At 73.4% G+C, this 18,583-nt stretch carries 15 protein-coding genes; 12 read left to right on the top strand and 3 right to left on the bottom strand.

What is annotated here, in order from left to right:
* Nucleotides 1-171: 171 nt before the first annotated feature.
* Entirely contained in the window at nucleotides 172-921 is a 750-nt protein-coding gene (locus O4J56_RS28425) for a glutamate racemase (protein ID WP_270690065.1), read from the bottom strand.
* Between the two features lie 510 nt (nucleotides 922-1,431).
* Between O4J56_RS28425 and O4J56_RS28420 the strand changes: the two genes are divergently transcribed.
* The 9 genes from O4J56_RS28420 to O4J56_RS28380 all read left to right on the top strand — a co-directional run bounded on the left by O4J56_RS28420 (nucleotide 1,432) and on the right by O4J56_RS28380 (nucleotide 10,765).
* On the top strand, nucleotides 1,432-2,853 hold the full coding sequence (locus O4J56_RS28420; protein WP_270690063.1) for an FAD-binding oxidoreductase: 1,422 nt from the start codon (nucleotides 1,432-1,434) through the stop codon (nucleotides 2,851-2,853).
* A gap of 72 nt (nucleotides 2,854-2,925) precedes the next feature.
* The gene (locus O4J56_RS28415) at nucleotides 2,926-4,185 is read left to right on the top strand and encodes an SAM-dependent methyltransferase (protein WP_270690061.1); all 1,260 of its coding nucleotides are present in this window, start codon (nucleotides 2,926-2,928) and stop codon (nucleotides 4,183-4,185) included.
* Between the two features lie 88 nt (nucleotides 4,186-4,273).
* Nucleotides 4,274-4,807 carry a hypothetical protein gene (locus O4J56_RS28410; RefSeq protein ID WP_270690059.1) on the top strand — a complete coding sequence of 178 codons (534 nt, stop codon included), beginning with the start codon at nucleotides 4,274-4,276 and terminating at the stop codon, nucleotides 4,805-4,807.
* A 59-nt stretch (nucleotides 4,808-4,866) separates the two neighbouring features.
* Nucleotides 4,867-6,123: a cytochrome P450 gene (locus tag O4J56_RS28405; protein WP_270690058.1), complete on the top strand. Its 1,257-nt coding sequence runs from the start codon at nucleotides 4,867-4,869 to the stop codon at nucleotides 6,121-6,123.
* Between the two features lie 149 nt (nucleotides 6,124-6,272).
* Nucleotides 6,273-7,538 carry a sugar ABC transporter substrate-binding protein gene (locus tag O4J56_RS28400; protein WP_270690057.1) on the top strand — a complete coding sequence of 422 codons (1,266 nt, stop codon included), beginning with the start codon at nucleotides 6,273-6,275 and terminating at the stop codon, nucleotides 7,536-7,538.
* Nucleotides 7,539-7,574: 36 nt separating this feature from the next.
* A complete protein-coding gene (locus O4J56_RS28395; RefSeq protein ID WP_270690056.1) occupies nucleotides 7,575-8,546 on the top strand; it encodes a carbohydrate ABC transporter permease in 972 nt (323 codons plus the stop codon).
* Nucleotides 8,543-9,370, top strand: coding sequence for a carbohydrate ABC transporter permease (locus O4J56_RS28390; protein WP_270690054.1), 828 nt, complete (start codon nucleotides 8,543-8,545; stop codon nucleotides 9,368-9,370). Before O4J56_RS28395 ends, O4J56_RS28390 begins: the two co-directional genes overlap by 4 nt.
* Nucleotides 9,367-10,383 carry a glycoside hydrolase family 3 N-terminal domain-containing protein gene (locus O4J56_RS28385; protein WP_270690052.1) on the top strand — a complete coding sequence of 339 codons (1,017 nt, stop codon included), beginning with the start codon at nucleotides 9,367-9,369 and terminating at the stop codon, nucleotides 10,381-10,383. Before O4J56_RS28390 ends, O4J56_RS28385 begins: the two co-directional genes overlap by 4 nt.
* A gap of 118 nt (nucleotides 10,384-10,501) precedes the next feature.
* A complete protein-coding gene (locus tag O4J56_RS28380; protein WP_270690051.1) occupies nucleotides 10,502-10,765 on the top strand; it encodes a hypothetical protein in 264 nt (87 codons plus the stop codon).
* 86 nt (nucleotides 10,766-10,851) lie between these two features.
* On the opposite strand, the gene O4J56_RS28375 is transcribed toward O4J56_RS28380, so the two are convergent.
* Both O4J56_RS28375 and O4J56_RS28370 read right to left on the bottom strand, forming a co-directional pair.
* Complete coding sequence (locus tag O4J56_RS28375; RefSeq protein WP_270690050.1) at nucleotides 10,852-12,393, bottom strand: long-chain-fatty-acid--CoA ligase; 1,542 nt, start codon at nucleotides 12,391-12,393, stop codon at nucleotides 10,852-10,854.
* Between the two features lie 239 nt (nucleotides 12,394-12,632).
* Nucleotides 12,633-13,118, bottom strand: coding sequence for a DUF6406 domain-containing protein (locus tag O4J56_RS28370; RefSeq protein WP_270690049.1), 486 nt, complete (start codon nucleotides 13,116-13,118; stop codon nucleotides 12,633-12,635).
* A gap of 527 nt (nucleotides 13,119-13,645) precedes the next feature.
* Here O4J56_RS28370 and leuS point away from each other — a divergent pair.
* The 3 genes from leuS (at nucleotide 13,646) to O4J56_RS28355 (ending at nucleotide 18,300) form a co-directional block, all read left to right on the top strand.
* Nucleotides 13,646-16,141 (top strand): leucine--tRNA ligase, encoded by a 2,496-nt coding sequence (leuS, locus tag O4J56_RS28365; protein WP_270690048.1) that lies wholly within the window; start codon nucleotides 13,646-13,648, stop codon nucleotides 16,139-16,141.
* A gap of 3 nt (nucleotides 16,142-16,144) precedes the next feature.
* Nucleotides 16,145-16,777, top strand: a complete 633-nt coding sequence (locus tag O4J56_RS28360) for a hypothetical protein (RefSeq protein WP_270690047.1) — start codon at nucleotides 16,145-16,147, stop codon at nucleotides 16,775-16,777.
* Nucleotides 16,778-17,667: 890 nt separating this feature from the next.
* On the top strand, nucleotides 17,668-18,300 hold the full coding sequence (locus O4J56_RS28355) for a hypothetical protein (RefSeq protein ID WP_270690046.1): 633 nt from the start codon (nucleotides 17,668-17,670) through the stop codon (nucleotides 18,298-18,300).
* Nucleotides 18,301-18,583 lie beyond the last annotated feature (283 nt).

Here is an 18,583-nt window from a genome sequence, read left to right as displayed (position 1 = left end):
GGGGAAGTCGGGCTTATCGTGTCCGGTTCAACCCCGAGTTCCCCGAGATCAACACCAGAGGCCGGGTGCGGCGGCCGCCGGGGGCGGCCCGGCGATCCGTGGAGGTGAAAGGGGCGGGTCCGAGGGATCGAGTGGAGCCGGCACCCTCGATGGTCGGTCGGTGGGCCCGTTCTACTCCGCCACGGGGCCCACGGCCAGGGCTTGGCCCGCCGGATAGGCCAGGGCCGCCTTCGGGAGGTCGGACGGGCGGCCGCTGGCCAGGACGCGCAGGGTGCCGGTCGGGGCGGCCCCGGGTTCGGGCTCGGCGCCGATGCGGCGCAGTGTCTGGGCCGCCACCGCTTGGGCGGCGGTGAACAGCGCCGGGCGCCCGCCCAGCGCCGCCGTGATCTCGGCGTCCACCAGGTCGTAGTGGGTGCACCCGAGTACGACGCCCCGGGTGCCGGCCGGGGTGCGCTCGGCGGCGTAGGCCACCGCCTCGGCCACCCGGTCCGGGTCGGCCGACTCCACCGCCTCCGCCAGGCCCACGCACGCCACCGGGGTGGCCTGCCCGCCCGGCGCGTAGCGCTCGATCAGGTCGCCCTGGTAGCGGCTGGCCGTGGTCGCCACGGTCGCCCAGACCGCGATGGGCCCACCGTTCTGCGCCGCGGGCTTGATCGGCGGCACGGTCCCGATGACCGGGATCCGCGGCTCGAACCGGGACCGCAGCGCCACCAGGCCGTGGACCGAGGCGGTGTTGCACGGCACCACCACGGCGTCCGGCGCTCCGCCGGGGGCCGCCGCGGCCGCCTCGGCGCCCGTGATGACCCGGGCCACGACGTCGTCGTGGCTGCGGGGCCCCCACGGCATGTGGTCGGGGTCCATGGACAGGACCAGGTCCGCGTCCGGCCGCGCCGCGCGCAGCGCGGCGGCGGTGGAGAGCATCCCGATTCCTGAGTCGACGAGAGCTATGCGCACGTCACCCGATCTTATGGCGCGCCCTGAGGAGGAGGGACGCCGGACTCCGGGCGAGTCGGGAAGGACCGTCCCGCCGGGGCGCGGGACGGGTCCGGGGGAGCGGAGCGGGAGGCGGCCGGAACCGGCCACCGGCACTCTCAGCGGAGGCCGTCACTCCTTTGGGGCCGCCGACCGGTCGGCCGCCCTGCGGTGATGCGTCCTTCACCCGCCTCCGCCGTCACCAGGGGTGCCCCGCCGTGCGCGCTCGGTGCGGCCGCGGCCCCTCCCCTTGGCCTCCGCCGTCGGGCGCCACCGCGGGAGGCGGCGTCTCCGGAGCGCGCCCGACCTGCCACGAAAACCTCATTCCCTTGCGAATTCCCGGTTGAGAGAGTGGCATGGGGAACAGTGTCGCCCGCGCCTCACTACCGCTTGGTAGGCGTAAGGTTGCCCCGGGCCAGACCGACGTCCGCGGCGCACCCGGTGCGCCGGAGAAGGGGAGTGAGCGTGCACCGTCAGCCTCCGCAGCGGGACTTCGCCGACCATGTGGCCGCCGTCCAGCGGCTGCGGCGGGACTTCGCGAACCTGCCCGAGGGCGCGCCCGTCCGGCTCGCCAAGCCGACCTCGAACCTCTTCCGGTTCCGCGAGGACGGCGACGCCCCCCGGCTGGACGTGTCCGCCTTCACCTCGGTCATCTCGGTCGACCCGACCACCCGCACCGCCGAGGTCGGCGGCATGACCACCTACGAGGACCTGGTCGCCGCCACCCTGCCGCACGGCCTCATGCCCACGGTCGTCCCGCAGCTGCGCACCATCACCCTGGGCGGCGCCGTCACCGGCCTGGGCATCGAGTCCAGCTCGTTCCGCACCGGCCTGCCGCACGAGGCGGTGGAGGAGATCGAGATCCTCACCGCCACCGGCGACACCGTGGTGGCCCGCCGCGACAACGAGCACGCCGACCTGTTCTACGGGTTCCCCAACTCCTACGGCACCCTCGGGTACAGCCTGCGCCTGCGCATCCGCCTCGAGCCGGTCGAGCCGTTCGTGCACCTGCGCCACCTGCGCTTCGGCGGCGGCAAGGAGGCCATGGACGCGCTCGCGAGGATCTGCGCGGACTCCGAGTACGAGGGCGAGCGGGTGGACTTCGTCGACGGCGTGTCCTTCGGCCCCGACGAGCTCTACCTCACCCTCGCCTCCTTCACCCCCAGCGCCCCCTGGACCAGCGACTACACCGGCCACGACATCTACTACCGGTCGATCCCGCGGTACGCCGGCACCGGGCCGGGCGACTACATGACCATCGAGGACTACATCTGGCGCTGGGACACCGACTGGTTCTGGTGCTCGCGGGCGTTCGGGGTGCAGAACCCGACGGTGCGGCGGCTGTGGCCGCGCTCGCTCAAGCGCTCCGACGTCTACCGCAGGCTGGTGGCCCTGGACCGCCGCACCGACTTCAGCCGGCTGCTCAACCACTACCGCGGCCGCCCCCAGCAGGAGCCCCTCATCCAGGACATCGAGGTGGGCGTCGAGCGCGGCGCCGAGTTCCTCGACTTCTTCCACGAGAACATCGGCATGACGCCGGTCTGGATGTGCCCGCTGCGCCTGAGCGAGAAGGGCGCGCCGGGCGAGGGCGGCCACATCTGGCCGCTGTACCCGTTGGAGCAGGAGCGGCTGTACGTGAACTTCGGCTTCTGGGGGATGGTCCCGATGAAGCGCGGACAGCGCCGCCACCACCACAACCTGCTGGTGGAGGAGGAGGTCACGCGCCTCGACGGCCACAAGTCCCTCTACTCCGACGCCTTCTACTCCGAGGAGGAGTTCTGGAGGCTCTACAACGGCGACGCCTATGGCCGGCTCAAGCGGGAGTACGACCCGCAGGGGCGGCTGCTGGACCTGTACGCCAAGTGCGTCGGCAACAGGTGAGGCGTTCAACGAAGAGATGACACGCCCGCCCCGGGGGATGGGGGCTGACGTGCCGCGACGAAGGGAACGAACATGCGGCTTGCGGAGATCTTCGAACGCGTCGTCGGGCCCGACGCGCCCGTGGGGTTCCGCGCCTATGACGGCAGCACGGCAGGCGATCCGGACAGCGACACCACGCTGGTCGTGCGCAGCCCCGTGGCGCTGAACTACATCGCCCAGGCGCCCGGCGCCCTCGGCCTGACCCGCGCCTACGTCTCCGGGCACCTGGACCTCGAGGGCGACATGTACACCGCCCTCAAGCGGATGGCCGACCTGGTCTTCGACGACGGGCTGCGGCTGTCGCCGCTGGAGCTCGCCCGGATCGCGGCGGGCATCGGCTGGGTCAAGTTCGTCAACCGGGTCCCGCCGCCCCCGCAGGAGATGCGCCGCTCCCGGCTGTCCGGGCGGGGCACGCGGCACAGCAAGGGCCGCGACGCCGAGGTCATCCACCACCACTACGACGTCTCCAACGCCTTCTACGAGCTGGTGCTGGGGCCGTCGATGACCTACACCTGCGCGGTGTTCCAGAACGAGGACACCTCGCTGGAGCAGGCGCAGTTCGACAAGTACGACCTGGTGGCCAGGAAGCTGGACCTGCAGCCCGGCATGCGCCTGCTGGACGTGGGGTGCGGCTGGGGCGGCATGGTGCGGCACGCGGCCAAGGAGTACGGCGTCAAGGCGCTGGGCGTGACCCTGTCCAAGGAGCAGGCCGAGTGGGCGAGCAAGCGCATCGCCCAGGAGGGCCTGTCCGACCTGGCCGAGGTCCGGCACATGGACTACCGGGACGTGCCCGACGAGTTCTACGACCGGGTCAGCTCCATCGGGCTGACCGAGCACATCGGCAAGAAGAACGTGCCGGACTACTTCGCCGGCCTGTACTCCAAGCTCAAGCCGGGCGGGCGCCTGCTGAACCACTGCATCACCCGGCCCCGCAACGACCTTCCGGCGATGGTGCCGGGCGGGGTGATCAACCGCTACGTGTTCCCCGACGGGGAGCTGGAGGGGCCGGGCTGGCTCCAGGCGCAGATGAACGACGCCGGGTTCGAGATCCGCCACCAGGAGAACCTGCGCGAGCACTACGCGCTGACCCTGCGCCACTGGTGCGACAACCTGGAGCGGAACTGGGACGCCGCGGTGCGCGAGGTCGGCGAGGGCACCGCCCGGGTGTGGCGGCTGTACATGGCCGGCTGCGTCCTCGGCTTCGAGAAGGACGTGGTGCAGCTGCACCAGATCCTCGGCGTGAAGCTGGACGGGACCGACGCGCACATGCCGCTGCGCCCGTCCTTCACCTGAGGCGGGCCCGACCCGTCCCCGGACCCGGTGCCCGCCACGCGCCCCCGGCCGCTCCCGGCGGCCGGGGGCGTTGCGGGATCATGGGGCCATGCCGGATGAACCGAGCGAGGAGCGGCTGCGCGCCGCCGAGAACGCCGTCGCCCTGATCGATGCCTATGTCCGCTCCGACCGCGAGGACCTGCTCGCCGCCGCCGACCGGGTGAGCGGGGAGGAGGAGACCGAACTGGTCGCCTCCGAGCTGCGGATCTTCGCCACCTTCCTGACCCGCCGGGTGCAGGAGACCGGGGTGTCCTACCGCCCCGCCGACTCCCGGGAGGCGGTCGCCCGCACCGTCGCCGACCTGCTGCCCCCCGAGTTGGAGTTCGCCGTGGTCACGGCCTGGGAGGCGCATTCGGTGGGGGAGGAGGAGGCCGCCGAGCGGCTGGCCAACGGCGACCCCATGGTGCAGGTGCACATGCTCGCCGCCTTCTGCGCCGCGGTGGGCCGGGCCGTGTACAAGCCGGCCGAGCTGGTCTCGACGCTGCGCCTGGCGGCGGGGGTCGAGCCGGAGGGCTCCGACGGTTCGGACGGGGGAGGGGCCGAGGGGGAGCCCGGAGGGGAGGGCGGCGACCAGGCCACTTGACACGAGTAGGGGGCGTGTAAAGAGTGGGGGGAGTCCGCACCCGTCGGAAGGCCCCCCGCATGCATCCCGCGACGCACTCGGCCGGACCGGCCGACATCGACCTGTCCTCGCTGGACTTCTGGCGCGCTCCGCAGGAGGAGAGGCACGCCGCCTTCGCCCGCCTGCGCGAGCGCGCCCCCGTCTTCTTCGAGGAGCCCGACGCCGGGCCGGTCCCCGCCGGCCCGGGTTACTACGCGCTGGTCCGGCACGCCGACGTCACCGAGGCCAGCCGCTCCCCGCAGGTCTTCGCCTCCGAGCCCAGCGCCGTGTCCATCCCGGACATGCCCTCCGACTTCGCCGAGTACTTCGGCTCGATGATCAACATGGACGACCCGCGCCACGCCCGGCTGCGGCGCATCGTCTCGCGCGGCTTCACCCCGCGCATGCTGGCCCGGCTGGAGGACGGCGTGCGCCGCCAGGCCGAGGCCATCGTCGACGACCTGCTGGAGAAAGGGCCCTGCGACTTCGTCTCCGAGGTCGCCGCCCGGCTCCCGCTGGCCGTCATCTGCGACATGATGGGCATCCCCGAGAGCCGCCGGGCGATGGTCTTCGAGCACTCCAACGTGGTCCTGGCCGGCAACGACCCCGACTACCTGGGCGAGGACGCCGAGACCGCGATCACCCGGCTGCTGAACGCCGGGGCCGAGCTGAGCGCCCTGCTCGGCGAGCTGGCCGAGCTGCGCCGGCGCGAGCCCGCCGAGGACCTGACCAGCGCCCTGGCCAACGCCAACATCGACGGCGAGTCCCTGAGCGACCAGGAGCTGGGGTCGTTCTTCATCCTGCTGGCGGTCGCCGGGAACGAGACCACCCGCAACGCCATCAGCCACACCCTGGCGCTGCTCACCGACCACCCCGACCAGCGCGCGCTGTGGTGGGAGGACTTCGAGGGCCGCGCGGGCACCGCGGTGGAGGAGGTGGTCCGGTACGCCTCGCCGGTCACCTGGATGCGCCGCACCCTCACCCGCGACCACGAGATGAACGGCCACCGGTACAGGGCCGGGGACAAGGTGCTGCTGGTCTACCCCTCGGCCAACCGCGACGCCGCGGTCTTCGACGACCCCGACGCCTTCGACATCACCCGTTCGCCCAACCCGCACGTGGGCTTCGGCGGCCCCGGCCCGCACTTCTGCCTCGGCGCCCACCTGGCCCGCCGGGAGATCACCGCGATGTGGCGCGAGCTGCACCGGCGGGTGCCCGGCATCCGCGCGGCGGGGCCGCCGGAGCGGCTGCTGTCGAGCTTCGTCAACGGGATCAAGGTGCTGCCCTGCGAGTTCTGAGGCGCCGGTGCCCTCGTGACCAGTAGTCTCGGCGCGCGGCACGAGGTCGGTCATAACATCCGTGTGACTTTTCTTCACAGCTCACCCGAGTGTGCGTAGTTTTTCTACCAAGCCGATCCCGGGGGCCGTGACCGGATGGGAGAGCGCCGATGCAGCCGAGGATTCCGCGCACCGCCGCGGTACTGACCGCCCTGGCTTTGACCGCCGCGGGGTGCGGCGGAGGAGGAGGGGGCGGCGACGCCTCCGACGGCCTCCTGGTGTGGATCATGGAGGGCACCAACCCCGACGCCACCGACTACTTCAAGGAGGTCGGCGAGCGCTACGAGGAGGAGACCGGCACCCCGGTCGAGGTGGAGTTCGTGCCCTGGGCCGACGCCCACGACCGCTTCACCAAGGGCATGGCCGGGGGCACCCTCCCCGACGTCGCCGAGCTGGGCACCACCTTCACCCCGGAGTTCGCCCAGCTCGGGGCGCTGACCGACCTTTCCGAGCAGGCCGGGGACACCTCCGCCTACAACGAGGCGCTGGTCGAGGCCGGGACCTTCGACGGCGGCCTGTACGGCATGCCCTGGTACGCCGGGATCCGCTCGGTCATCTACCGCACGGACGTGTTCGAGGAGCACGGCCTGGAGGTCCCCGAGAACTGGGACGAGCTGCGCGAGACGGCGGTGACGATCTCCGAGGAGGAGGACGACATGGTCGCCTTCCCCGTCCCCGGGGACGCCGCCTACTCGGTGATGCCGTTCATCTGGGGCGCCGGGGGCGACATCGCCACCGAGTCCGGCGGCACCTGGGAGGGAGGGCTGGCCAGCCCCGAGTCCCGCGAGGGCCTGAGCTTCTACACCGACCTGGCCCTTGAGGACGGGGTCTCCAGCACCGGCGCCGCCACCTGGAAGGAGACCGACGTCCAGGACAACTTCGTGGACGGCAACGTCGCCATGGCGATCTCCGGCAGCTGGACGCCGCGCGCCATCGAGGAGGCCGACCCCGAACTGGCCGAGAACCTGGGCGCCTTCCCCATCCCCGGCCCCGACGGCGGCTACAGCCCCTCCTTCCTGGGCGGCTCCCACCTGGGCGTCTTCGAGGGCGCCGACACCGAGGCCGCCTGGGCCTACATCGAACTGCTCACCGGCGACGAGTTCGCGCAGCGCTGGACCGAAGAGAGCACCTACTTCCCCGGCAAGCAGGAGCAGATCGAGGCGCTGGCCGACTCCGACGACCCCCTGGTCGAGCCGTTCGCCGTGCAGATCCTGGAGGCGAGCGCCGTCGCCCCCGTCTCGCCCAAGTGGGGCGAGGTCGAGGGCGCCCAGGTCATCCCCGGCATGACCCAGTCGGTGCTGAACGGCGACGCGACCGTGGACGAGGCCACGCAGACCGCGAACACCGAGATCGAGGACACCCTGAACCAGGACTGACCAGAACTGACCAGGACCGACCGGACCGGGACCGACGTGACCGCGACGACGACACCGGGGCGGCCCAGCGCGGCCGCCCCGCCCCCGCGCCCCCGCCCGCTGCTCACCCGGCGGCGCCGGCGCGCGCTGCTGCCGTGGGCGCTGCTCGCCCCCGGGCTGGCGGTGCTCGGCGGACTGCTGCTCTACCCGCTCGGGCGGGTGCTGTGGCTGTCGGTGCAGGACTACGGGCTGGACAACATCCTGTCCGGGGAGACCGACTTCAACGGGCTGGAGAACTACGCCGAGCTGCTCTCCGACGGCTACCTGTGGCGGGTCGCGCTGCCCAACACCGCCCTGTTCGCGGTCGTGGCGGTCGGCGCGACGGTCGTCTTCGGCACCCTGGTGGCGCTGCTGCTGGCGTCCCTGCGCCCGCTCGCCCGCACCGCCGTGATCAGCTGCGTGATGATCGCCTGGGCGATGCCCGCCGTCACCGGCACCTACGTGTGGGTGTGGATCTTCGACGTGGACCGGGGCATCGTCCGCCAGGGCCTGGAGGCCGCCGGGGTGCTCGGCCCCGACGGCCTCAACTGGTTCGCCGACCGGCTGCTCTTCTACGGCATCGTCACCCTCAACATCGTCCACCACGGCTTCCCGTTCGTGGCGGTGACGGTGCTGGCGGGCCTGCTCACCGTCCCCCGGGAGCTGTACGAGGCGGCGCTGATCGACGGCGCCGGGGCCTGGCAGCGGTTCCGCCACGTCACCCTGCCCGTGCTGCGGCCGGTGTTCGCGGTGGTGACCATCCTGTCCACCATCTGGGACTTCAAGGTGTTCGCCCAGGTGTTCCTGATGCCCGGCGGCGACGGCGCCAACCGGGAGGTGCTGAACCTGGGGGTGTGGTCCTACCTGCAGGGCATCGTCCAGCGCGACTACGGGTCGGGCGCGGCGGTCGCGGTGCTGCTCACCCTGCTCCTGCTCGCCATCACCCTGGTCTACCTGCGGTCCCTGTTCCGCGACGAGGAGCTGCGATGACGCGCCGCACCCGGTGGATGCTCGGCAGGGCGCTCGCGGTGGCCGCCCTGCTCGCCTTCACCCTGTTCCCGGCCTACTTCATGGTGGCCAGCTCGCTGGCGTCCTCCCGCAGCGTCACCGGGACCGAGGCCCTGCTGCCCGCCGAACCCACCCTGGACAACTACCGGTACGCGCTGACCGAGGCCGGGTTCCTCACCTACCTGGGCAATTCCCTGCTGGTGGCGGTGGTGACGGTGGCCGGGAGCGCGCTGCTGGCGCTGCTGGCGGCGGTGGCCGTCTCCCGCTTCCGGTTCCGGCTGCGCACCACCGTCCTGGTGATGGTGCTGGTCGTGCAGATGGTGCCGCTGGAGGCGCTGGTCATTCCGCTGTTCCTGCAGGCCTCCTCGCTGGGCATGCTCAACTCGCTGCTGGGCCTGTCGGTGGTCTACATCGCGCTGTCGCTGCCCTTCGCCATCTGGATGCTGCGCGGCTTCACCGCCGCCGTCCCGGCCGAGGTGGAGGAGGCCGCCTACATCGACGGCGCCTCCTGGCCCCGCATGTTCTGGTCGGTGCTGCTCCCGCTGGTGGCCCCCGGCCTGGTGGCCACGGGGATCTTCTCCTTCATCACCGCCTGGAACGAGTTCCTCATCGCCTTCGCCTTCATGGACGACGCCGACACCTACACCGTCGCCGTCGGGCTGCGCCAGTTCTTCGGCCAGAACACCACCGACTGGGGCGCCATGATGGCGGCCTCGACGATCATCACCGTCCCGGTGATGCTGTTCTTCCTGTTCGTGCAGCGGGGCCTGGTCTCCGGCCTGGTCCAGGGGGCGGTGAAGGGATGAGCCGCGCCGACGCCGAACGCGCCGCCCTGGTGCTGATGCCCGGCTTCCTGGGCGCCACCGCCCCGCCGTGGCTGCTCCAGGCCTGCCGGGAGGGCCTGGGCGCGGTGCTGTACTTCGCGCAGAACCTGGAGGGGGACCCCGCCGCGCTCTCCCGGGAGCTGCACGGCGCCCGGAACAGGCTGGTCATCGCCTGCGACGAGGAGGGCGGGCCGGTCAGCCGGTTCCACCCGGGCGGCGCCTCGCCGCACCCCGCCCACGGCGAGCTCGGCGCCGCCGGGGACACCGCCGCCACCCGGGCGACCGCCCGCTCCATCGGCGAGCTGCTGCGCGGGGCCGGGGTCGACGCCGCGCTGGCGCCGGTGGTCGACGTCGCCTCCGACCCGCGCAACCCGGTGATCGGGCCGCGCGCGTTCTCCGACCGGCCCGAGGCGGCGGCCGAGCACGGGGCGGCGTTCACCGCCGGGCTGCACGATGCGGGCCGGGCGGCCGCGGCCAAGCACTTCCCCGGCCACGGGGACAGCCGCACCGACTCGCACGTCGGGCTGCCGGTGATCGGGGCGGGGGAGGACCTGCTGCGCGAGCGGGAGCTGGTGCCGTTCGCCGCCGCCGTGCGCGCGGGCGTCGACATGGTGATGAGCGGGCACATCGTCGTCCCGGCCGTGGACGGCGCGCCCGCGAGCGTGTCGCCCCGCTGGTACCGGCTGCTCCGCGAGGAGCTGGGCTTCGACGGGGTCGCCGTCACCGACGCGCTGGACATGAAGGGCCTGGCGGTGCACACCGGGGAGGCGGACACGGTGCGCGCGGTCGCGCGCGGCGCCGTGGAGGCGCTGGCCGCCGGGGCCGACCTGCTGTGCCTGGGCAACCCCGCCACGGCCGGGGGCACCGGCCGGGAGGCCTACCTTGCGGCGCGCGCCGCGGTGCTGGAGGCGGTGGAGGACGGCAGGGTGCCCCGTTCGCGGCTGGCCGAGGCGGCCGACCGCGTCGACGCCCTCGCGGACGCACTCCCCCGTTGATCTCGGGAGAAACGACGCTGAATCCGTGCTTGTAGGGGCGATTCTCCCGAGATCAACGGGGAGGAGGGGCGTCGGTCCGGCCTTGACCGGTCCGCGGGCGTGGGCGAGAGTTGGCCGGATGGACGACGCCGCCCCCGGGGACCGCCCCGGCGAGGAGGGCCCCGCCGAGGACGACCACCCCATCGAACCGGAACCGCCCTGGCCCAAGAGCCCCACCGGGGTGCGGATCCGCTGCAACCGCTGCGCGGAGCCGCGCCTCTTCGCCGACCGGCACGCCGAGCAGCAGGACGGGCACGGGCCCGGGCCGCACTGCGCCGCGTGCGGCCGGCGCATCGAGTACCGCTGCACCGTGTGCGGGGCGCCCTGGCGGCCGCTGTCCTGAGGACCGCCCGGCGCCCCGCACGCCCGCTCGGTACCGGCGGCGAGGCGGGCGCGGGGCGGGGTGCGGGGCGGGTGCCGGGCCGCGGGTCAGCGCAGGTCGCGCTTGAGGATCTTGCCGGTGGCGGTCATCGGCAGCGTGTCGCGGAACTCCACCAGGCGCGGGTACTTGTAGGCGGCCAGCCGCTCCTTGGCCCAAGCGACCAGCTCCTCCTCGCCCAGCTCGGCGCCCTCCTCGCGGACCACGTAGGCCTTGATCTCCTCGCCGTGGGTCTCGTGCGGCACGCCCACCACCGCGACCAGGCCGACGGCCGGGTGGGTCAGCAGGACCTCCTCCAGCTCCCGGGGGTACACGTTGTACCCGCCGCGGATGATCATGTCCTTGGAGCGGTCGATGATGAAGTAGAAGCCCTCCTCGTCCCGGCGGGCGATGTCGCCGGTGCGGAACCAGCCGTCCTTGAGCACCTGGGCGGTGGCGTCGGGGCGGTTGTGGTACCCCTTCATCACGCAGTGGCCGCGCACCGCGACCTCGCCCGGGCCCTCGCCCTCGACCTCGTTGAACCCGGGGTCGACCAGCCGCATCTCCACGCCCCAGATCGGGCGTCCGATCGACCCGGTCTTCGCCTTGACCTTGGGGTTGTTGAAGGAGACCACCGGGGAGGTCTCGGACAGGCCGTAGCCCTCCAGGATCTCCACGCCCAGCCGCTCCTTGACGTTCTTGGCCAGCTCGCCGGGCAGCGCCGCGCCGCCGGAGACCGCGGTGTGCAGCGTGGAGGCGATCTTCTCCAGGTCGTGGTCGCCCTTGGCGCCCAGCAGGCCCCAGTACATGGTCGGCACGCCGCCGAAGGTGGTGACGCCCTCCTTCTCCATCAGCGCCAGGGCCTCGTCGCCGTCGAAGCGCGGCATCAGCACGATGGTGGCGTGCCGGTAGAGCGCGGTGTTGAGCATGGTGGTCTGGCCGAAGATGTGGAACAGCGGCAGCACGCCCAGGAAGACGTCGCGCTCGGCGGTGCCGAACAGGTTGCTCGAACACACCGCGTTGTAGAGCAGGTTGTTGTGGCTCAGCTCGGCGCCCTTGGGGGTGCCGGTGGTGCCGCTGGTGTAGATGATGACCGCGGTGTCGTCGGCCTCGGTGCGCACCGACTCGAAGGTGCCGGGCTGCCCGTCCAGCGCCGCCCACAGGGTCTGGGCCCCGGCGATCGTCGACTCCTTGGCGCCGGGCTCGGCCGGCAGGTCGATGTAGACCTCGCAGGTGTCGACCTGCTCGAAGGCGGCGCGGGCGCGCTCGCCCAGCGGCAGGTCGGGCGTGCCGGTGAAGGCGAACAGCGCCTTGGCGCCCGAGTCCTCCAGGTGGTAGGCGATCTCCCGCGGCGTGAGCAGCACGTTGAGCGGGACCACGACGGCCCCGGCCTTGAGCGCGCCGAAGTAGACGAACGGGAAGTAGGGCGTGTTGGGCGAGGCCAGGGCGACCTTGTCCCCGGGCGCGACGCCCCGCGCGACGAGGAGGTTGGCGACCTGGTTGGCGATCATGTCGACGAGCGCGTAGTTCAGGCGCAGATCGCCGAAGACGAGGCATTCGCGCTCGGGGGTGTTCCGGGCGCCGTCCTCCAGCAGCACGGACAGGTTGAGCATCGCGTCTCCCAAGGGTGCGAGAGGGTGTTCCCGGTCACTTTTTACCGCACGGTAACTTGTGGTGCCCGCACCGGGGGCCCACTCACGCTCGGAGGACCCGGCACACCGGCCCGCCCGGGCTCCGACCGGGGCCCTGCCCGGGCCCCGGGCCCCGGGCCCCGGCTCCCGCACGTCGGCCGTGCCGCCCGGGTCTCCCGCCTCACCCGTGTGATTCCCGCCCGGGGGCGGGGCGACGCGTCCTAGGCGCCGCCGGAGTCCGTGCCGGAGTCCGCACCTGAGTCCGAGCCGGACTCCCCGCCGGACTCCGCGCCGGCGCGGGTGAGCGTGGTGCTGCTCGGCTGGGACCGGCTGTCGCTCAGCCCGATCTCCGAGACCCGCCACCGGTCCCCGGCCACGTCCAGCTCCCCGCCGAGGGTCAGGGTGTGCTCCTCGGTCTCCCCGCCCTCGGGGGTGACGGTGATGGTGACCCGCGGGTCGTCCCCGGGCTCGTGCCCGGTCATCTGCACCGCCGCCATCGCGCCCGAGCCCGTCTCCATGTTCACCGACGTGCCCTCGGTCAGCCGTACCCGCTCCTGGTTCTGGCCCAGGTCCGGCGCGGCGCCCTCGACGGAGGCGGTGTCGGTCTCCGCGTCGCCCGCGCAGGAGGCCGCCCCCCAGGCCACGGCCGCGGCGAGCAGGGCGGCGGGCAGGGCGCGGATGGCGCGGCGAGCGGGGGTGGGGGTCATCGGGACGGTCTCCAATTGTTCGGCGGCCGCGGCGCGCGGGACGGGTGCCGCCGGCGGGGCCGCGAGGGGCTCCAGAGCCGGGCGCGCCGGGGGCGGCCACGGGGCGCCGCCCGCACCGCATTCTTCCACCGGCCCCCGCCGCCGGGGGGACGATCCCCCTCAACGAAGGGGTTTCCGGTTGGTGACGGAGGGGTCACTCGGTGCCGATCCCCCCGAACCGGTCCCGGCTCCCCGGTTCGCGCCCCGAATGTCACCCCCGGCCCCTAGGCTCGGCACGCATCCGCAAACCCTCGGATCAGGCGTGCGGAGGCGGGGCCCACCGGGGGCGCGGTGGGCCCCGCGCGCCCGCGCCGCCATGGCGGGGCGCCTCCCCGGTCGCGCTAACCTTGGAACCCAGGAGAATCCGGCTGGAGACGGCGCAGGCCGAGCGGACCGACCCGCACGGCGCGCCCCGAGCGGCCGAACGCGCCATACGCGGGCCGCTCCGGCGGCCGTGCGGAGCGAACCGGTAGAGGGACTATTCAGCGATGACAGCGGTTGAAGGAGACCGGGTGGCGGGCGACGCCTACGACGCTCGCGCCCTGCAGGACAAGTGGCAGGCCCGCTGGGCGGAGGACAACCCCTTCACCGCCTCCGAGGACCCGGGGGACACCCGCCCGCGCCGCTACGTCGTGGACATGTTCGCCTACCCCTCCGGCGACCTCCACATGGGGCACGCCGAGGTGTACGCCATCGGCGACGTCATCGCGCGCTACCACTTCCAGCGCGGGGAGAACGTCCTGCACCCCATCGGCTGGGACTCCTTCGGGCTGCCCGCCGAGAACGCGGCCATCCGCAACGGCACCCACCCCGCCGAGTGGACCTACGCCAACATCGAGACCCAGGCCGAGTCGTTCCGGCGCTACGGCATCTCCGTGGACTGGACCCGCCGCCTGCACACCAGCGACCCCGAGTACTACCGCTGGAACCAGTGGTTCTTCACCAAGTTCTTCGAGCGCGGACTGGCCTACCGCAAGGACGGACTGGTCAACTGGTGCCCCAAGGACCAGACCGTGCTCGCCAACGAGCAGGTCGTGCAGGGCCGGTGCGAGCGCTGCGGCTCCGAGGTCGTGCGGCGCAGCCTCAACCAGTGGTACTTCCGCATCACCGACTACGCCCAGCGCCTGCTGGACGACATGGACCAGCTCGAAGGCAAGTGGCCGGACGAGATCCTGACCATGCAGCGCAACTGGATCGGCCGCTCCGAGGGCGCCGACGTCCGGTTCGCCATCGAGGGGCGCGACGAGCCGGTCACCGTGTTCACCACCCGGCCCGACACGCTGTACGGAGCCACCTTCTTCGTGGTGGCCGCCGACGCGCCGCTGGCCGAGGAGCTGTGCACCGAGGAGCAGCGCGAGGCGTTCGAGGCCTACAGGGCCCAGGTCGCCAAGCTCAGCGACATTGAGCGGCAGTCCACCGAGCGCGAGAAGACCGGCGTCTTCCTGGGCCGGTACGCGGTCAACCCGGTCAACGGCGAGCGGATCCCGGTCTGGGCCGCCGACTACGTGCTGGCCGACTACGGCCACGGCGCCATCATGGCGGTGCCCGCCCACGACCAGCGCGACCTGGACTTCGCGCTCAAGTTCGGCCTGCAGGTGCGCCCGGTGGTCGACACCGGCGAGGACGACCCGGCGCGGACCGGGCTGGCCACCGCCGGCGAGGGCACGCTGATGAACTCCGGCCCGCTGGACGGGTTGTCCAAGGCCGAGGCCATCCCGCGGATCATCGAGATCATCGAGGAGCGCGGCACCGGGGCCGGCACCATCAACTACCGGCTGCGCGACTGGCTGCTGTCGCGCCAGCGGTTCTGGGGCACGCCGATCCCGATCGTCCACTGCCCGGCCTGCGGCGAGGTGCCAGTCCCCGAGGACCAGCTCCCGGTGACCCTGCCCGACGACATGCGCGGCGCGGACCTGGCGCCCAAGGGCATCTCCCCGCTGGCGGCCAACGAGGCCTGGGTGAACGTGGACTGCCCGTCCTGCGGCGGGCCGGCCAAGCGTGACACCGACACCATGGACACCTTCGTGGACTCGTCCTGGTACTTCCTGCGCTACCTGTCGCCGAACCTGGCCACCGCCCCGTTCTCCGAGGACGAGGTCAAGAGGTGGGGCCAGGTCGATCAGTACATCGGCGGCAAGGAGCACGCCACCCTGCACCTGATGTACGCCAGGTTCTTCATCAAGGCCCTGCACGACATGGGCATGGTGGAGTTCACCGAGCCGTTCGCGCGCCTGCTCAACCAGGGGCAGGTCATCAACCGCGGCAAGGCGATGTCCAAGTCGCTGGGCAACGGCGTGGACCTGGGCGCCGAGATCGACACCTACGGGGTGGACGCGGTCCGGCTCACCATGCTCTTCGCGGGCCCGCCCGAGGACGACATCGACTGGGCCGACGTGTCCCCCGGGGCGTCGCTGAAGTTCCTGGGCCGCGCCTTCCGGGTGATGGTCCAGGCCGGCGAGGCCTCCGCGCCGGGCACCGACCCCGCCACGGGCGACAAGGAGCTGCGCAAGGCCACCCACCGGGCGCTGGCCGAGATCTCCGCGGCCATCGAGGACCACCGGTTCAACGTGGCCATCGCCCGCATGATGGAGCTGGTCACCGCCGCCCGCAAGGCCATCGAGAACGGGCCCGGCGCGGCCGACCCGGCGGTGCGCGAGGCGGCCGAGGCCATCGCCGTCACCCTGTCCCTGGTCGCCCCGTACGCGGCCGAGGAGGGCTGGGAGCGGCTGGGCCACAAGGGCTCGGTGGCCATCGGCAACTGGCGCGAGCCCGACCCGGCGCTGCTGGTGCGCGAGGAGGTCACCGCGGTGGTCCAGGTCAACAGCAAGGTCCGGGACAAGCTGCAGGTGCCGCCGGACATCGACGAGGGCGAGCTGGAGCGGCTGGCGCTGGCCTCGGAGAAGGCGCAGGGCTTCATGGAGGGCAAGACGGTGCGCCGGGTCGTGGTGCGCGCGCCCAAGCTGGTCAACATCGTCGTGGGCTGAGGCGTGCGCGGCCCGGAGAGCCTGTGGAGGAAGGCGCCGCCCGCCTCGCGGTGGGCGGCGGCCGCCGTCGGCGTGCTCGTCCTGACCGGCGCCTCACTGATGGCGGGGCAGGTCTTCGAGGAGACCGGCCCCTCCGCCGAGGCGGGGCCGGACGACCGGTACACCGCCGCGCCGGGCTGCGGCTCGGTCCCCGAGGAGGCGGTCGGCGAGCTGGTGGACGAGGCGTCGCTGGACACCTCCGACGGCGGGCTGATGGAGGACTCCGACGCGGTCCGGTGCGCGTGGACGTCGGTGGGGACCGGCGCCGCGCCCCGGACCCTGCAGGTGGACTTCCGGGCCTACTTCACCGACGCCGCGGGGGAGACCAGCGGGGCCTCGGCCGCCGCCGACGCGGTGGCGGGGCTGGAGCCGTTCCAGCGCGGGGCGGTGGCCGCCCCGGCGGCGCTGGGGGAGGGCGCCCTGCTGGGCAGGGCGGGACCGGCCGGGGCGTCGGGGGAGGCGGTCTTCCGCGACGCCAACCTGGTGGTCCGGGTGGTCTACATCGGCGCGGCCGACCCCGGCGCGGGCGCCATGGACGAGGGACGCGCCCGGGACGGGGCGGCCCAGGCGGCGGAGGCCATCGCCGAGGCACTGTGAGGGCCGGGGCCGTGAGGGCCGGAGGTCTGAGGGTCGAAGGTACGGTGCGGCCGGGCCGGTCGGGCCAGCCGGGCCGGTCGAGCCGGGGCCGTTCCGCCGTGCCCGAACGGCGTCGGCCGTCGACCATTCGATCCGTCTCGGAATCCGTCTCCGGGGAACCGTCCCCCGGGAACCGTTCCCGCCCCTGGGAGCATCGGAGTGTCCGAGAAAGCAGCCGCCGGGAGCGCTCGCGGGGGCGCCGCCGACAGAGACCGGGACTAGGGGAGTCGTTCATGGACCGATCGCAGGACCCCGCACAGGCCGACGGCTCCGGACCGGAGCCGGACGAGCACGTGCCGGAGGCCCGCGCGGAGGTCGCTCCGGAGCCCGCCCGGGCGGACGGCGTGGAGCCGGGGCCGGAGTCGGGGCCGGAACCGGCCGACGAGTCCTGGGCCGCCCCTGAGAACACCCCCTCGGACACCCCTGCGGAGGCCGAGCAGCCGGAGCCCCGGGGCGATGGGGCAGGGGAGGTCGGTCGGCAGCGGCCGGACCCCGCCCCTGCGCCGGCTCCGAATCCGGCGCCGGCCCCTGCCCCCGGCGCCCAGGGGCCGCCGAACAGCGCCGAGCAGGCGCCTTCCTCCGGGGCACGGCCGCCTCAGGCTCCGCCCCCGGGCCCGGCGGCACCCGCCCCGCCCGGCCCGGTGCACGGCCCTGTGCCGGGACATCCGGCCTCGTCGGGTTCTGGGCCGGGGGTCGGGCCGGGTTCCGGAACTCCGCACCCCGGCCCTGCGCACACGCCTCCGCCTCCGCAGCCACCCGGACATCTGTCGGCCCCGGGCACCCCGCCCGGGCCGCCGCCCGGGGGTCCTCAGGGGCCGCCTCTCGGCCCCTCGGCGGAGCCGCCGTCCCCGGTGGCGGGCGAGCCCCGCTCCAACCGGGGGTGCGCGGTCGCCGCGGTGACGGCGATCGCCGCCACCGCGCTCGCGCTGCTGGTCGGGGGCGTGTGGGCGGTGATCGCCCTGGTCACGATGGACAAGGGGTTCGAGCGCCTGCCGGAGTGCGGTGCCGCCGAGGGGAAGGCGCTGGAGGAACTGGTGCCCGGCTTCGAGGCGGGGATCGACGAGCCCATCGACGGTCTGCAGGAGCCGCAGCGCGAGGGCGTGCAGTGCCGGTGGGAGACCACGGCGGATTCGCCGCACACGCCGGCCGCCGCCCGCGTGGTTCTGGTGCGTGCGGAGGCGGACGCGCAGGCGTCCGGCGAGCAGGGGGCCGCGGGCCTGTTGGAGGGCGCGTCGGAGCGGCGCGACCGCACCGCGCTGTCGGGCATGGGCGACGAGGCCTATTCGTGGTTCGAGGCGGACTCCGAGCCGTTGGGCTGGGGATGCGTGGGGACGCGCACGGCCAACCTGTACGCGGAGACCTGCTACACGACGTCGGCGGACTTCGCGGGAACCGAGCCGGTCTCCGAGGCCGACCTGATCGACGGCGCGAAGCGCCTGGCCAAGGAACTCCAGGCCGAACTGGAGACCCAGCGGGAGGGATAGTCCGGAGGAGGGCCCCTCGACAGCAACGGCGGGAGACGGGCAGAGTCCCCCGGCCGCCCCTGCTGGGCTGCCCAAGAGGCAGCGCCGTCGACCGTCGGGCGTGTGGGTGGTCGCCGGGGTTGGCGGCGACGGAGTGAGCGGGGCGGTTCCCGGTCCTTGCTTGCCGTCCGGCGGGTCGCTGGTGGTCCGGGTAGTTGGCGGCTGGGCCGGTACCCCGCTCCGGGCCCGGGCCGGGCGGCGGCCCGCCGGAGTGTGAGCGGGATGGCGGCGACGACGAAGGTCG

Origin of the sequence: Nocardiopsis endophytica, assembly GCF_027706725.1 — a bacterium.
GTDB lineage: Bacteria > Actinomycetota > Actinomycetes > Streptosporangiales > Streptosporangiaceae > Nocardiopsis_A > Nocardiopsis_A endophytica.
This window is presented reverse-complemented; position numbering and strand designations above follow the sequence as displayed.